At 69.1% G+C, this 17,225-nt stretch carries 7 protein-coding genes; 5 read left to right on the top strand and 2 right to left on the bottom strand.

All coding sequences use genetic code 11. The annotated features are described in order from the left end of the window. Nucleotides 1–134 precede the first annotated feature (134 nt). The gene (locus WJ12_RS30765) at nt 135–1,049 is read right to left on the bottom strand and encodes a glutaminase (protein WP_059556833.1); all 915 of its coding nucleotides are present in this window, start codon (nt 1,047–1,049) and stop codon (nt 135–137) included. A 219-nt stretch (nt 1,050–1,268) separates the two neighbouring features. Here WJ12_RS30765 and WJ12_RS30760 point away from each other — a divergent pair, with 219 nt between their 5' ends. Then, nucleotides 1,269–1,979 carry a response regulator gene (locus WJ12_RS30760; protein ID WP_034189512.1) on the top strand — a complete coding sequence of 237 codons (711 nt, stop codon included), beginning with the start codon at nt 1,269–1,271 and terminating at the stop codon, nt 1,977–1,979. Nucleotides 1,980–2,043: 64 nt separating this feature from the next. Continuing rightward, the gene (locus WJ12_RS30755) at nt 2,044–3,174 is read left to right on the top strand and encodes an ATP-binding protein (protein WP_059556832.1); all 1,131 of its coding nucleotides are present in this window, start codon (nt 2,044–2,046) and stop codon (nt 3,172–3,174) included. A gap of 18 nt (nt 3,175–3,192) precedes the next feature. On the opposite strand, the gene WJ12_RS30750 is transcribed toward WJ12_RS30755, so the two are convergent. Further along, nucleotides 3,193–5,610 (bottom strand): patatin-like phospholipase family protein, encoded by a 2,418-nt coding sequence (locus tag WJ12_RS30750; protein WP_059556831.1) that lies wholly within the window; start codon nt 5,608–5,610, stop codon nt 3,193–3,195. A gap of 270 nt (nt 5,611–5,880) precedes the next feature. On the opposite strand from WJ12_RS30750, the gene mreB reads away from it, so the two are divergent. The 3 genes from mreB (at nt 5,881) to WJ12_RS30735 (ending at nt 17,131) form a co-directional block, all read left to right on the top strand. Then, nucleotides 5,881–6,915, top strand: a complete 1,035-nt coding sequence (gene mreB / locus WJ12_RS30745; RefSeq protein ID WP_034189331.1) for a rod shape-determining protein — start codon at nt 5,881–5,883, stop codon at nt 6,913–6,915. 230 nt (nt 6,916–7,145) lie between these two features. After that, entirely contained in the window at nt 7,146–7,805 is a 660-nt protein-coding gene (locus WJ12_RS30740; protein WP_059556830.1) for a YdcF family protein, read from the top strand. A gap of 728 nt (nt 7,806–8,533) precedes the next feature. Then, nucleotides 8,534–17,131, top strand: coding sequence for an autotransporter-associated beta strand repeat-containing protein (locus WJ12_RS30735; protein WP_059556829.1), 8,598 nt, complete (start codon nt 8,534–8,536; stop codon nt 17,129–17,131). Nucleotides 17,132–17,225 lie beyond the last annotated feature (94 nt).

Genomic DNA, 17,225 nt, shown 5'->3' with positions numbered 1-17,225 from the left:
TCGGCGTGGATGGCCGAGGCGCGCTGTTCGCAAGCACCGAATGCCCGACTTCGCGACCGGCTGAAGCGGGGCGATCGCGGCCGATACTCATCTCCCGCCGTTGCGCCGGGTGACGCACGCCTGACTCCGCCCCCTCAAAAAATCGACCTTCCCGTATAAGTCGTCAGCCACTCCAGCGCCAGCGTTCCCGCCAGCGAGTTCCCGTTCGCATCCAGCCCCGGCGCCCACACGCACACGGCCATTTCGCCCGGCAGCACCGCGACGATCCCCCCGCCGACACCACTCTTCGCCGGCAACCCGACGCGATACACGAAATCGCCGGCCGCGTCGTAAGTGCCGCAGGTCAGCATCAACGCCGACAGCCGTTTCGCGGAACTCGGATCGACGATCCGCTCGCCCGTCACCGGCGCGACGCCGCCGTTCGCAAGGAACAGCGCGGCGCTGGCAAGCTCGACGCAGTTCATCGTGATCGCGCACTGGCGGCAATACGCGTCGATCACCGTATCGGGCGGCATCTGCATGTTGCCGAAGCTCGCCATGAAATGCGCCATCGCGCGGTTGCGTTCCGCGTGCTGCAACTCCGACAGCGCGACGCGCGAATCGTAGTTGATGTCGTTCGCGCCGATCGTCCGCCGCACGAATTCGACCAGCGCCGTTTCGGCCTTGACGAAGCGGCGGCACAGCACGTCGGTGACGACCAGCGCCCCCGCGTTGATGAACGGATTGCGCGGCTTGCCGCGCTCGCTTTCGAGCTGCACCAGCGAATTGAACGCGTTGCCGGACGGCTCGCGGCCGACCCGTTCCCACAGTTCGTCGCCGAGCAACTGGAACGCGAGCGTGCACGCGAACAGCTTCGAAATACTCTGGATCGAGAAACGCTCGTGCGCGTCGCCGACCGTGTAAACGTTTCCGTCGAGTGTCACGACGGCCATCCCGAACTTGTCGGCAGGCACTTTCGCGAGTTCGGGAATGTAGTCGGCAACCCGTCCCTGGCCAATCCAGGGGGCGAGTTCGGTATGGATGCGTTCGAGGATCGGCTGGTAATTCATCAAGTCAGGCGGGTAGAGGCATGTCCCGGATTCCGGCGAGCCCGTATGGAACCGTCCCGGCGCCGATTCGTCAAGCGCAACCGACATCGCGCCCTTATTTTCAAGACCGCCAAACGGGCAAGCGGCGGTCGCAGTATCATGCGGTACGTTTCGGCCGATGGCCGGCGTCCGGCACCGGCCGGCGCCGCCGCGGCTTCCCTGATGATCCGACCGCTGCCCATGTCTTTTCGTATCCTGCTCGTCGAAGATGACACCCGCCTGTCCACGCTGATCGCCGGCTACCTGCGCAAGAACGACTACGAGGTCGACACTGTGCTGCATGGCGACGCCGCGGTGCCGGCGATCCTGTCCATTCGTCCCGATCTCGTCATCCTCGACGTGAACCTGCCGGGCAAGGACGGCTTCGAAATCTGCCGCGAGGCGCGCAAGCAATACGACGGCGTGATCATCATGGTGACGGCGCGCGACGAGCCGTTCGACGAGCTGCTCGGCCTCGAATTCGGCGCGGACGACTACGTGCACAAGCCCGTCGAGCCGCGCATCCTGCTCGCGCGGATCAAGGCCCAGTTGCGCCGCGCACCCGTGCGCGCGGCCGAAGGCACCGCGCCGCAGCCGGAGCGTTACGCGTTCGGCAAGTTCTCGATCGACCGTACCGACCGCACTGTCGTGCTGCCCGACGGCAGCACGCCCGACCTGACGTCGGCCGAGTTCGACCTGCTGTGGGCGCTGGTGTGCCATGCGGGCGAAGTCGTCAGCCGCGACGACCTGATGCTGCAGCTGCGCGGCGTCGAATTCGACGGCCTCGACCGCACGATCGACGGACGCATCTCGAAGCTGCGCCGCAAGCTGCGCGACGACGCGAGCAACCCGCAGCGGATCAAGACGATCCGCAGCAAGGGTTATCAATTCAGCAAGCACGCGTGGGAATGACGCCGCCAGCGCGCGACGCCGTCACGTTCCGCGCGGGCATTGCGCCCGCCGGCCGGGAGCCGCGATGATCCGACGAACCCGTTCGCACCCCGATGCACCGCCGCTGCCGACGCTGCGCTACGTCAAATGGCGCTGGCTGCATTTCCGCCGCGCGTGGACCGACACGCGCGCCGACCGCATTCCGAGCTGGTCGCGCCTCTACGTGCGCACCTATCTGCATCTGCTCGGCCTCGTCCTGCTGACCGCGCTCGTGCCGGCGCTCGCGCTGTGCGTCGAATTGTCGCCGCAGGTCGTGTGGCATGCGTTCGACGCGCTGCCCGGCGACATCTATATCGTGCTCGCGTTCGTGTTCGCGGCGCCCGCCCTGGCGGCGTACCGGTGGATGCGGCCGGTGTGGTCGGATCTCGTGATGGTGCGCGAACGCGCGATCGACTTCACGGGCGGGCGGTTCAACACGCGCGCGCGCGAATCGCACAGCGTGATCATCGGCCCGCTCGCCCGCACGCTGAATGCGCTCGCGATGCGCATGGAGCGCCTGATCGCCGCGCAGCGCGATCTGACGAACGGCATTTCGCACGAGCTGCGCACGCCGCTCGCGCGCGTGCGTTTCGCGCTCGAAATGCTGCGCGAACCGGCTTCGGCGGTGGAATACCAGGGCGCGCTCGAGAGCATCGCGCAGGACGTGACCGAGCTCGAGGAATTGATCGACATGAGCCTGACGTTCGCGCGGCTCGAATACAGTTCGCTGCAGTCGAACCTCGAGATGACCGCGCCGGTCGCGTGGTTCGAACACCAGATCCACGACGCGCAACTGCTGTATCCGGAGCGCGCGATCGAGGCGCGCATCGCGATCGCGTCGGATCTGCGCGTGAAGATGGACCGGCGGCTGATGTCGTACGCGATGCGCAACCTGCTGCGCAACGCGAGCAAGTACGCGAAATCGCATATCGTCGTCGGCCTCTCGCTCGTGCACGGCAACATCGGGATCTTCGTCGAGGACGACGGCCCCGGCGTGCCGGAGAGCGAGCGCGAACGGATCTTCGACGCGTTCGTGCGCCTCGACCGCCGCACGGGCGGCTACGGGCTCGGCCTGTCGATCACGCGGCAGGTGCTCCACGCGCACAACGGCCGGATCGCGGTCGTCGATCCGGTCGAGCTCGGCGGCGCGCGCTTCGAGATCAGCTGGCCGGTCTAGCGATACGCCGCCGCGCGCTCAGTATGTGCGGCCGAGCTGCAGGTAGAAGTTGCGGCGGCCGCCGGGGGCGAGCGCCACGCCGATATAGACGGGCCCGAACGCGGTCGACAGACTCGTGAAGAACGTATAGCTCTGCTTGAGCGCACCGCCGCCGATTTGCTGGCCGCTCGACCAGACGTTGCCGACTTCCGCGCTGGCGCCGACCGACAGCGCCTTGATCGGCGACGCGTTGAACGTCATCAACTGGTTCATGTAGGTGATCTGACCGTACGCGAGCTCGTTGCCGTTCAGCTGGTCGGCCGCATACGCGGACAGGTGCTGGAAGCCGCCGAGCGTGAAGTTGAACGCGTTGATCAGGTTGGTGCCGCCGATGCTCTTGCCGCCCTCGATCGTCGCGCTGACGCTGTGCCGCCCGAACTGCTGCGCGATCATCGCCTTGCCGTAGATCTCGGTGTACGGCGCGTTGTTGATCCCGTCGTCGAATGCCGATGCCGAGCGGCCGTTGCGCGACACCAGCGAGCGTTCGACGCGCAGTTCGCCGAAGTAGCCCTTGCGGGGGAACATCGGATCGTCGAGCTGATCGATGACGAACCGCGCGCGCGCGGTCAGCGCCTGGGACGTGAAGCTCGGCCACAGCAGGTTCTGGCCGCTGCCGTCGTCGAACGGCAGGTTGTAGGTCGGCGAGCCGTGCCCGGTCACGTAACCGATGCCGATCCGGAAATCGCCGAGCCGCGCGATCGGCAGGCCGAAATCGATCCCGGCGCGCGCCGTCTGCATCAGGTACTGCGTGATCTTCACGTCGCCGGTGTCGTCGTACAGGTTCGCGTAGCGGCGCTGATACTCCGCGTACGGCGACAGGTAGACGCCGTACGCCATCGACAGCGGCTGGCGGAATTCGACGCGCGCCGACTGCAGGTCGCTGCCGATCGTCGTATCGGCGCGGAATTCCAGCCCCGATTCGGTGAGCCACGGCCGCCGGTAGCCGACGTGCAGGCGGAAGCCGCCCTCGTCGGTCGAACTGCTCGACATGCCGAGCCCGAACAGCAGGAAATTCGGCCCCCAGTACTTCTCGCGCGCGTTGATCTCGAGCACGTTGTCGTCGCCGTGGCTCACGATCTGCTGCGTGACGCTCTCGAAATTGCCGCCCGTCGTGAGGCCGAGCAGGTCCTGGCTGACGGTCTGCGGATCGTAGGTGTCGCCGGGCTTCACGTGCAGCGCGTTGCTGACGACCCGCTTCGGCACGCCGCCGCTGGTCTGGATGTCGATGCGCGTGATCCGAATCGGCGGCGGCAGCGGCTGTGCGTGCGCGGACCGGTAGGCGGCGTACTGCTCCGGCGTGAGCGCGAAACGCCGCAGTTTCGGCAGCGCGGCGGTCGCGGCGGCGGCGCCGGCGGCGATCGCCTGCTTCGCGTTCTGGAAATCGGTAAACGCGAGCCCGCCGAGATCGGGCGTGAGCAGCACGTCGTGCGTGTCGAGCTGCTTGCGCTGCGCGGTCACGTTCTGGCGGATCAGGATGCCCACCATCTGCTGCATCACGTCGGCGGGCGACGCAAGCGCGTCGAGCGGGCGCAGTTGCGAGCCGATGTCGACGGCGATCACGACGTTCGCACCCATCTGCCGCGCGGTGTCGACGGGCAGGTTGCTGACGAGCCCGCCGTCCACGAGCGCGCGCCCGTTGATCTCGGCCGGTGCGAACAGACCCGGCATCGCCATGCTCGCGCGGATCGCGAGCGGCAGCGAGCCGTGGTCGAGCACGACCATCTGGCCCGTCTGCAGGTCGGTGGCGACCGCGCGGTACGGGATCGGCAGGCGGTCGAACGGCTGGTTGGTCGGCACGGCGGCCGTCCAGTTCGCGAGCAGCGCCTGCAGCCGGTTGCCCTGCACGAGGCCGACCGGCGCCTTCACGCCTTTCTTGCCGAAGCCGAGCGTCAGCCCGTTGATGTACAGCCGTTCGTCTTCCCGGCTGGTTTGCGGCAGGTCCGCGCGGTCCGTCACGTCGAACGCGATGTCCGCGAGGTTGACCTCCGACAGCCGCTTCTGCATCTCGCCGGCCGCCATCCCGCTCGCATACAGGCCGCCGACCACGGCGCCCATGCTGGTGCCCGCGATGCAGTCGATCGGGATCCGGTTGTCTTCCAGCACCTTGAGCACGCCGAGGTGCGCGTAGCCGCGCGCGCCGCCGCCGGACAGCACGAGGCCGACCGACGGGCGGCCAGCCGGGCCGCCGTCGGCCGTGCAGGCGTTCGCGGGCGTAGCGGGCGCGGCGGGCGCGGTGGGCAGCGCCGCCGGTGCGCCCGCGGCAGCGGTAACGGTCGGGGCGGCGGCGGGTTCGGTGGCCGGCAGCGGCTGCGCGGCGACCGTGCAGCACCAGAAGGCGACGAGCGTCGTGCAGAGCGGGCGCACCCGCGCCCAGCGGGAGGAAACGGTCGCTGTCATGGTGGAAATACCTGGCGTGATCGGGCGTCTGAGGCCTGCCGGGAGCAGGCAAGACCGAGAGATTACCGTGTTTTACAGGCGCAACGCGAGCGGCCGTTTCGGAGTCCGATGCCCGCGAAGTGTCATTTTCGGCAAATTCGCCGCGAAAAAATCATCGGAATTGCCTAAAGTATCGGAACGATTTGCCGCTAAGCTCGTGATGGGGCGGCACGCACGCGCCGCGACAATGCGGCGCGGCTGTCCCGGCCCGTTCGCTCACAAAGGTTTGATATGTCGACACCGCTGTTCGGAAAGTTGTTTGCGCAACCCGTTGCGATCGACCCTGGAACGGCGAGTACGCGGATTTATACGCACGAGCGCGGTGTGGTACTGAACCAGCCGTCGGTCGTCTGCTTCCGCAAGGGCGGCGCGACCGACGCGCGGCCGACGCTCGAGGCCGTCGGCGAACTCGCGAAGGCGCTGCTCGGCCGCGAACCGGGGCATCTCGAAGCCGTGCGGCCGATGCGCCATGGCGTGATCGCCGACGCGCACGCGGCCGAACAGATGATCCGCAGCTTCATCGACATGTCGCGCACCCGGTCGCGCTTCGGCCGCCGTGTCGAGGTCACGCTGTGCGTGCCGTCCGACGCGACGGCGGTCGAGCGCCGCGCGATCCGCGAAGCCGCGTTCGCGGCCGGCGTATCGGACGTCGAACTGATCGAGGAGTCGCTTGCGGCCGGGCTCGGCGCCGGCCTGCCGGTCACCGAGCCGGTCGGCTCGATGGTCATCGACATCGGCGGCGGGACGACCGAAGTCGCGGTGATCGCGCTCGGCGGCATCGTCTACCGCGAGGCGATCCGCGTGGGCGGCAGCCAGTTCGACGCGGCGATCGTCAATCATGTCCGTAACCTGTATGGCGTGCTGCTCGGCGAGCAGACGGCCGAGCACGTGAAGAAGACGATCGGCTCGGCCACCAGCGCGGTGCCGCGCACGTCGACGCGCGCGGTCGGGCGCGGCATCGGCGACGGCCTGCCGCGCTCGGTCGAGCTGTCCAACCATGACGTCGCGGATGCGCTGGCCGCGCCGCTCAAGCAGGTGATCGGCGCGGTGAAGTCGGTGCTGGAAAACGCGCCGGCCGAACTCGTGACCGACATTGCGCATCGCGGCGTGGTGCTGACGGGCGGCGGCGCGTTGCTCGCCGACCTCGAACGCCTGCTGTACGACGAGACGGGGCTGGTCGCGCGGATTGCCGACGAACCGGCCACCTGCGCGGTGCGCGGCGCCGGCGAGGCGATGGGGCGGCTGTCGATGTGTCCGGTCGATTGAGCCGGGCCAGGGGCGCCCGGGCATCGTTGCGCGGTGCGGACCGTCACATTCTTTCGATCTCCCTGTTGCCGGCGCGTATCGCCGGTCATCGTGCCGACCGGCCGCTGATCGTCCGGCATCGGTTCGCCGTGCGGCCATGCGCGAGCGTGTCGTGCCGGCGCGTTGCGCCCATCCAGGGCCGGGCTGTCCGAAACGGCCGATACACCTGACGACCCGAGAGACCGACCACCTTGAAATATCGAACCAGACGGAGCCTTGCGGCACGAGCGGGCCGCCTGCTGGCCGTGTTTGCGTGCCTCTGGGGCGCGGCGGCCATTGCGATCGTCGCGTACGGGATGCGCATGCCGGGCGAACCGGCCGATGTCGCCGTGATCTTCGGCAACGCACTCGACGAGACGGGCGCGCCGAAGCCCGTGCTCGCGGCCCGGCTCGATGTCGGCGTGCGCTGTTACCGCGCGGGGCAGTGCCCGGCGTTCCTGGTCAGCGGCGCGATCGACGGTCCCGGGCTGAACGAGGCGACGGCCATGCGCGACTATCTCGTCGCGCGCGGCGTGCCGGCCGACCGGATCGCCGTCGACGACCAGGGCGACAACACGCTCGCGACCGCGCGACACACGCTCGCTTACATGCAGGCGCACCACGTGTCGCGCGTGCTGATCGTCAGCCAGTACTATCACCTCGCGCGGGCGAGGCTCGCGTTCGAGCGCGTCGGCATCGCGCGCGCGAACATCTCCGCCGCGTATCCGCATCGCTTCCAGTGGCGCGATGTCTATTCGAGCTGGCGCGAGGTGCCGGCTTACGCGATGTATGCGGTGCGGCTGTGGGCGAATCCCGACGCGCAGCCGCGGTCGTTCCGGCCGATGCTTTATCTGATGAGCCTGTTTTCGTAACGCGCGCGCCGCGGGGCGAACGCTTCGGGTGCACGCGGTTCCGTTTTTTCTTCCGGTTTTCCTGTCCTTTTCTCTCCCCCCGGCACGGGATGTATTCGCCGCGTGGCAAGCGATAACGATTCGCATTGCAGTTTGAACGCAGGGGCGAAAATCGAAGCAATTTGGCCGGTTGCCTGAAAATCAGGGGTTTATTTGATTGTTAAGTAAGCGCTGATTTTCAGTTCTACAATTTCGATAATTAAAATACTGCGCTGCGGAATTCATATACCTTGAATCGAAGTTGCGCATCAGCGTTTTCACTGATGCGGTGATTCCGTTATTTTTGCGAAAAATCAAATCGGAAAGACGAAAAACATGCGTAACGTCGTCGCCGGACATCTTGCGGTGGGTAAAAAATACAGGCTCGCTATCCCTTGATCTGATGGGTAAACATCGACTGGAAAACGGTTTGAGTTTGATATAGCCTTGTCTGACAAAAGCAGGGTAGTAATCAAATAAACCAGAAAGTCGCTGCAGATAAACAGGGGCCGCCATCATGTCATTCGACTAGTCTTGCGTCTGCAATCCCGAATCCGGGCTGATTGAAAATCAGCCATGAATAAACCGACGTCACATCGCGACCGCCGGGGCGGACGCTTTTGTCCGTGATTTTCTGCTGCGCGCCGTCCGGTGCGGCCGAAATACCACAATACCCATATCAAAAACCAAAGCTAAAAACGAGGGAAAGCATGAACCTTGCGCGTTCGAAAAAAGCCGGTGAGCCGTTTCCGAGACTGCTGTTGCCCACGGGCGTTTTCCTGGCATTGTCCGGCGCGGGTATCGTGCCTGCCCATGCGGTCTGCAGCACGGCGGGCACGACGGTGACCTGCTCCGGCGTCGCGAATCCGCTGGCGCCCAGTTATGCGAACAGCGCGAACAACCTGCACGCGACGGTCAACCCGGGCGCGAGCGTGGGCGTGCTGCTCGGCGTCGGCGGTACCGCGTTGTCGCTGACGGGCAACAACAACACGCTGACCAACAACGGCACGATCGACCCGTCCGCGCTCGGTTCGGGGCTCGGCGTGCTGTCGAGCGGCGCGGTGGTCGGCAATGCGTCCGCGAGCAACACGACCGTCACCAACAACGGCACGATGAACGGCACGACCGGCGTGGCGATCAGCGGCGTGACGGGCATGGCGCTGTCGGTCCAGAACGGCACGGGCGGGACGTCGACCATCACGAACACCGGCACGATCGGGTCCAATCCGCTGGTCGGCGCGACCCTCTCCGGCGCGGATGCGCCCGTGGTCGCCGCGTACGGCGGCGGCACGGTCAACATGTCGAACAGCGGCACGATCAACGGCCGCGTGTCGCTCGGCACGAACGGCACTCCCGGGCAGGGCAACACGTTTACCAACTCGGGCACGATCAACGGCGGCGTGTCGATGGGCGCGAACAGCAACAATACGTTCAATGCCGTGACGGGCTCGTCGGTCAACACGGCGGGCGGCACCGGCGGCGCGTTCAACATCACCGTCGGCCCGGTCACGATCGGCGTCGCGGCGACGGGTGTCGTCGATGGCGGCGCGGGCGGCAACAACACGCTCAACCTGCAGCAGGGCACCAGCGCGAACGGCACGATCGCGGCCAACAACTACATCAACTTCAATCACCTGAACGTCCAGAACGGTAACTGGACGATCAACGGCGCGTCGACCGCGCAGGACGCGACGCTGGCGGGCGGCGTCGCGATCATCAACAACAATGGATCGCTCGGCACCGGTAACGTCACGGCCACCGGCGGCGCGCTGCAGGCAGGTGCGGCGGGGCTCGACGTCTCCAACAACGTGACGCTCGGTGCGGGCGGGCTGACGGTGCAGGGCGCGACCGGGCTCGCGCTGTCGGGCACGGTGTCGGGTGCCGGCGCGCTGACGAAGAACGATGGCGGCACGCTGACGCTGTCGGGCGCGAACACCTATGCGGGCGGCACGAACCTGAACGCCGGCGGCCTGGTGCTCGGCAACAACGCGGCGCTCGGCACGGGCGCGCTGAACGTCAACGCATCGGCGTCGCTCGACACGAGCGCGAACGTGACGCTCAGCAATACGGTGAATCTCGCCAACGGTGCGGCGCTGACGGTCGGCGGCAGCAACGATCTCGGGCTGGCCGGCGCGATCAACGGAAACGGCAGCCTCGTGAAGAACGGCGCGGCGACCACGACGCTGACCGGCGTGAACACGTACACGGGCGACACGACCATCAACGGCGGCACGCTTGCGCTGAGCGGCGCCGGCAGCCTGGCGTCGACCGGGACGGTCAGCCTGACCGGGGCGGGCGCGGCGCTCGACGTGAGCGGCGCCTCGGGCGCGCGGACGATCGGCGCGCTGGCGGGGGCGGCCGGGACGAGCGTGAACCTCGGCGGCAATTCGCTGACGCTCAACGGCAGCATCAATGCAACCTATGCCGGCACGATCGGCGGTGCGGGCAGCGTGACGCTGTCGGGTACGGGCACGCAATCGCTGACGGGCACGAACGTGTACACGGGCGGCACCAACCTGAACGGCGGCAACGTTGTCGTCGGCAGCAATACGGCGCTCGGCAGCGGTGCGGTGAACGTGAACGGCTCGTCGTCGCTCGATGCGACCGCCAGCGTATCGCTGGCGAACGGCGTTAACATCGCGACGGGCACCACGCTGACGCTCGGCGGCAGCACGTCGCTCGGTCTGGGCGGCACGATTTCGGGCGGCGGCGGTCTCGTGAAGAACGGTGCGGCGACCACGACGCTTTCCGGCGCGAACACCTACACGGGCGGCACGACGCTGAACGCCGGCGGCCTGGTGCTCGGCAACAACACGGCGCTCGGCACGGGCGCGCTGAGCGTCGGCGGCGCGGCGACGCTCGACACGAATGCGAACCTGTCGGTGGCCAACGCGATCGATCTCGGCACGGGTGCGACGCTGACGCTTGGCGGCAGCAACGCGCTCGGGCTGAGCGGCGCGATTTCCGGCACGGGGGCGCTCGTGAAGGACGGTGCGGCGACGACGACCCTGACCGGCGCGAATACCTATACGGGCGGCACGACGATCAACGCCGGCACGCTGGCGATCGGCGCGGGCGGCAGCCTGTCGTCGACGGGCGCGGTGAACCTGGTCAATCCGGGCGCCACGCTCGACATCAGCGCGGGCGGTGCACAGTCGATCGGCGCACTGTCGGGCGGCGTCGGCACGAGCGTGAGTCTCGGCAGCAGTGCGCTGACGCTGGGCGGCACCGCCAGCGGCACGTTCGGCGGCGTGATCGGCGGCACCGGCAGTCTGACGCTGTCGGGCACCGGCACGCAGACGCTGAACGGCGCGAATGCATACTCCGGCGGCACGAACCTGAACAGCGGCAGCCTCGTCCTCGGCAACAACGGGGCGCTCGGCTCCGGCACGCTGAATGTCGGCGGTGCGGCGACGCTCGACACGAACGCGAGCCTGTCGGTCGGCAACGCAGTCAACCTCGGCGCGGGCGCGGCACTCACGCTGGGCGGCAGCAACACCCTCACGCTGGGCGGCGCGATTTCCGGTGCGGGCAGCCTCGTGAAGAACGGCGCGGCGACCACGACGCTGACCGGCGCGAACACGTACACGGGCGGCACGACGATCAATGCCGGCACGCTGGCGGTCGGTGCGGGCGGCAGTCTCGCATCGACCGGCGCGATGAACCTCGCGAATGCCGGCGCGACGCTGGACTTGAGCGCCGCGACGGGCGGGCAGACGCTCGGCGCGCTGTCGGGTGTCACGGGAACGAACCTCAATCTCGGCGGCAACGCCCTGACGCTGGGCGGCACCGCGAGCGGCACGTTCAGCGGCGCGATCGGCGGCACCGGCAGCCTGACGCTCGCCGGCACCGGTACGCAGACGCTGAACGGCGCGAGCACCTATTCGGGCGGCACGAACCTCGACAGCGGCGGCCTGGTGCTCGGCAACAACACGGCGCTCGGCACGGGCGCGCTGAGCGTCGGCGGCGCGGCGACGCTCGACACGAATGCGAACCTGTCGGTGGCCAACACGATCGATCTCGGCACGGGTGCGACGCTGACGCTCGGCGGCAGCAATGCGCTCGGGCTGAGCGGCACGATTTCCGGCGCGGGTGCGCTCGTGAAGGACGGTGCGGCGACGACGACCCTGACCGGCGCGAACACCTATACGGGCGGCACGACGATCAACGCCGGCACGTTGGCGGTGGGCGCGGGCGGCAGCCTCGCGTCGGCCGGCGCGATGAACCTCGCGGGTGCCGGCGCGACGCTCGATCTGAGCGCCGCGACGGGCGCGCAAACGCTCGGCGCACTGTCGGGCGTCGCGGGGACCCACCTCAACCTCGGTGGTAACGCGCTGACGCTGGGCGGCACCGCCAGCGGCACGTTCGGCGGCGTGATCGGCGGCACGGGCGGCGTGACGCTGTCCGGCACCGGCACGCAGACGTTGACGGGCGCAAACACCTATACGGGCGGCACGACCATCAACGGCGGCAGCACACTCGCACTCGGGGCGGGCGGCAGCCTGGCGTCGACCGGCACGGTGAATCTGGCCAGCGCGGGCGCGACGTTCAACCTGGGCGGCGCGACGGGCGCGCAGACGATCGGCGCATTGACCGGTGCGGCCGGCACGAACGTGAACCTGGGCGGCAACGGGTTGACGCTGAACGGGGCGGGCAACCACACGTTCGGCGGCGCGATCGGCGGCACCGGCGGCCTGACGCTGGCCGGCGCGGGCACGCAAACGCTGACGGGTGCGAATACCTACACGGGCGGCACGACGATCGGCGGCGGCAGCACGCTCGCACTCGGCGCGGGCGGCAGCCTCGCGGCGACGGGGGGCGTGAATCTTGCAGCCCCGGGTGCGACGTTCGATGTGAGCGGTGCGACGGGCGCGCAGACGATCGGCGCGCTGACCGGCGCGGCCGGCACGAACGTGAGCCTCGGCGCGAATGCGCTGACGCTGAACGGCAGCGGCAACAACACGTTCGGCGGTGCGATCGGCGGCACCGGCAGCGTGACCTTCGCCGGCTCCGGCACGCAAACGCTGACGGGGGCGAACACGTACACGGGCGGCACGACGATCGACGGCGGCAGCACGCTCGCACTCGGCGCGGGCGGCAGCCTCGCGGCGGGCAGCACGGTGAATCTCGCGGGCACGGGGGCCGCGTTCGACGTGAGCGGCGCGACGGGCGCACAAACGCTCGGGGCGCTGACCGGCACGACCGGCACGAACGTGAATCTCGGCGGGAATGCGCTGACGCTGAACGGCAGCGGCAACAGCACGTTCGGCGGTGCGATCGGCGGCACGGGCGGCGTGACGCTCGCTGGCATCGGCACACAGACGCTGACGGGCGCGAACACGTACACGGGCGGCACGACCATCAACGGCGGCAGCACACTCGCACTCGGCGCAGGCGGCAGTCTCGCGGCAACGGGTGCCGTGAACCTCGCGGGCACGGGTGCGACGTTCAATCTGAGCGGCGCATCGGGCGCGCAGATGGTTGGTCCGCTCACCGGTGTGGCCGGCACCATCGTGAGTCTCGGCGCGAATGCGCTGACGCTGAACGGCAGCGGCAACAACACGTTTGGCGGCACGATCGGCGGGACGGGCGGCGTGACGTTCGCCGGTACCGGTACGCAGACGCTGACGGGGGCGAACACCTATACGGGCGGCACGACGATCAACGGCGGCAGCACGCTGGCGCTGGGGGCGGGCGGCAGTCTCGTATCGGGCAGTGCGGTGAATCTCGCGGGCACGGGGGCCACGTTCGACGTGAGCGGCGCGACGGGCGCACAAACGCTCGGGGCGCTGACCGGTACGACCGGCACGAACGTGACGCTCGGCGCGAATGCGCTGACGCTGAACGGCAGCGGCAACAACACGTTTGGCGGCACGATCGGCGGCACGGGCGGCGTGACGCTGGCCGGGACGGGCACGCAGACGCTGACGGGCGCGAACACGTATACGGGCGGCACGACGATCAACGGCGGCAGCACGCTGGCGCTGGGGGCGGGCGGCAGTCTCGCATCGACCGGCGCGGTCAACCTCGCCGGCACGGGCGCGACGTTCAACCTGAGCGGCGCATCGGGCGCGCAGACGATCGGCTCGCTGGCCGGTGCAACTGGCACGAACGTGACGCTCGGCGCGAACGCGCTGACGCTGAACGGCAGCGGCAACAGCACGTTCGGCGGCGCGATCGGCGGCACGGGCAGCGTGACGCTGGCCGGGACGGGCACGCAGACGCTGACGGGCGCGAACACGTACACCGGTGGCACGACGATCAACGGCGGCAGCACGCTGGCGCTCGGCACGGGCGGCAGCCTCGCATCGACCGGCTCGGTGAATCTGGCAGGCACCGGCGCGACGTTCAACCTGAGCGGCGCGTCGGGCGCGCAGACGATCGGCACGTTGACCGGCGCGGCCGGCACGAACGTGAGCCTCGGCGCGAACGCGCTGACGTTGAACGGCAGCGGCAACGGCACGTTCGGCGGCACGATCGGCGGCACGGGCGGCCTGACGCTCGCGGGCACCGGCACACAGACGTTGACGGGCGCGAACACCTACACGGGTGGCACGACGATCAACGGCGGCAGCACGTTGGCGCTGGGTGCGGGCGGCAGTCTCGCATCGGGCAGCACGGTGAATCTCGCGGGCGCAGGTGCAACGTTCAACCTGAGCGGCGCATCGGGCGCGCAGACGATTGGCGCGCTGACCGGCGCGGCCGGCACGAACGTGAACCTCGGCGTGAATGCGCTGACGCTGAACGGCGGCGGCAACAACACGTTCGGCGGTGCGATCGGCGGCACGGGCGGCGTGACCTTCGCCGGCACCGGCACACAGACGCTGACGGGCGCCAACACCTACACGGGCGGCACGACGATCAACGGCGGCAGCACGCTGGCGCTCGGCGCGGGCGGCAGTCTCGCATCGACCGGTGCGGTGAATCTCGCCGGCGCGGGTGCGACGTTCGACGCGAGCGGCGCGACAGGCGCGCAGACGATCGGCAGGCTGACCGGCGCGGCCGGCACGAACGTGACGCTCGGCACGAATGCGCTGACACTGAACGGCGGCGCGAGCGGCACGTTCGGCGGGACCATCGGCGGCGCAGGCGGCGTGACGGTGGCCGGTGCGGGCACGCAAACGCTGACGGGCGCGAACACGTACACCGGTGGCACGACGATCAACGCAGGCAGCACACTCGCACTCGGTGCGGGCGGCAGCCTCGCATCGACGGGCGCGGTGAATCTCGCCGGCGCGGGTGCGACGTTCGACGCGAGCGGCGCATCGGGCGCGCAGACGGTCGGCGCGCTGTCGGGCGCGGCCGGCACGAACGTGAACCTCGGCAGCAACGCGCTGACGTTGAACGGCAGCGGCAACAGCACGTTCGGCGGCACGATCGGCGGCTCGGGCGGCGTGACGGTGGCGAGCGGCACGCAGGTGCTGACCGGCGGCAACACGTACACGGGCGGCACCACGATCGCGGCCGGCGGCACGCTGCAGCTCGGCAACGGCGGCACGTCGGGCAGCGTGGCCGGCAACGTCGTCGACAACGGGGCGCTGGTCGTCAATCAATCCGGCAACGTGACGATCGCGAGCGTGCTGTCCGGCACCGGTTCGCTGACGCAGGCCGGCAGCGGGCAACTGACGCTGACGGGCACGAACACGCTGAGCGGCCCGACCACGGTCAGCGCGGGCACGCTTGCCGTCAACGGTTCGCTCGGCCAGTCGAACGTCACCGTGCAGAGCGGCGCGACGCTGACGGGCACCGGCACGGTCGGCGGCCTCGTGGTGCAGGGCGGCGCGACGGCGGCCGCCTCGCAGCCGGGCGCGGCGCTGAACGTGGGCGGCAACGTCACGTTCCAGCCGGGTTCGACGTTCCAGGTCGCGGCGGCGCCGCAACAAAGCGGCAGTCTCGCGGCGGGCGGCACGGCGACGCTGAACGGCGGCACCGTGCAGGTGATCGCGAACCAGAGCGGCTACCAGCCGAGCACGACCTACACGATCCTCACGGCGGCGTCGGGCGTGCAGGGCACCTTCAGCCAGGTGAGCGCGAACTACGCGTTCCTGATGCCGACGCTCAGTTACGATCCGGGCCACGTGTACCTGCGGCTCGTCGAGAACGGCACGTCGCTGCCCGACGTCGCGACGACGCCGAACCAGCGTTCGGTCGCGGCCGCGCTCGGCGGGCTCGGGGCCGGCAACCCGCTGTACGACGCGGTGCTGACGACCGACGCGCCCACCGCGCGGCGCGCGTACGGGCTGCTCGACGGCGAACTGCAGGCGAGCCTGAAGAGCATGCTGCTGTTCGACAGCCGTTATGTGCGCGACGCGGTGACCGATCGTGTCCGCCAGGGCCTCGCGCCCGGGGCGGGGCCGCTTGCCGCGCTGTCGTCGGGCGGCGCCGCGCTGTGCGGCGACAACACGGCCGGCGCGGTCGACCCGATGCTGCCGCTGGAACGCCGGATCGGTTCGCGCGAGGGCTGCTACGGCGGCACGCCTTATCAGCCGGTCGTCTGGGGGCAGGCATTCGGCGGCCGCAGCCGGCTCACCGGCGACGGCAACGCGTCGACGATCAACCGCAGCATGACGGGCTTCATCGCCGGCGCCGACATGGCACTCAACGACAAGTGGCGTGCGGGCCTGGCGGCAGGCGTCACGCACAGCTCGCTCGACAACGACCAGAGCTCGTCGGCGGCCGTGAACAGCTACTACCTGTCGCTGTATGGCGGCGCGCAGTACGGCGCGCTCGGCGTGCGCGGCGGCGCGTCGTACACGTGGTACCGGATCAACAGCGACCGTTATCCCGGCTTCGCGGGTTTCTCGGATCACGACTCGGCCGGTTACAACGCGAATTCGGCGCAGGTGTTCGGCGAAGTCGGCTACGCGCTGCCGGTCGGGCCCGTCGCGATCGAACCGTTCGCGGGCCTCGCGTATGTGAACCTGCATACCGACGGCTATACGGAAACCGGGGGCGCGTCCGCATTGCGCGCCGGCGGCGAGACGACCCACGTCGGCTTCTCGACGCTCGGCCTGCGCGCGGCGTCGCAACTCGGCGCGATCGGGAGCGGCACGTTCACCGCGCGCGGGACGGTCGGCTGGCGCCACGCGTTCGGCAACGTGCGGCCGTCGTCGGCGTTCACGTTCGCGAACGGCGGCACGTCGTTCCAGGTGTCGGGCGTGCCGATCGCGCGCGACAGCGCGGTGCTCGAAGCCGGCATCGACGCGAACATCACGAAGCGCCTGACGCTCGGCCTCACGTACAGCGGCCAGTATGGCAGCGGCGTGCGCGACAACGCGATCCTCGGCAACATCCTGTGGAAGTTCTGACCGGCAACTGACGTGCCCGCACGCGGCGCCCGCGACGACGGCAACGTCGCGGGCGCCGCGGCCGTTTCGTCGCTGCGCACGTGCCCCGTTCTGG

This window comes from Burkholderia seminalis (assembly GCF_001718535.1).
GTDB classification, from domain to species: Bacteria; Pseudomonadota; Gammaproteobacteria; order Burkholderiales; family Burkholderiaceae; genus Burkholderia; species Burkholderia seminalis.
The sequence above is the reverse complement of the archived record's forward strand: the minus strand, read 5'-3'. Positions and strand labels throughout refer to the sequence as shown.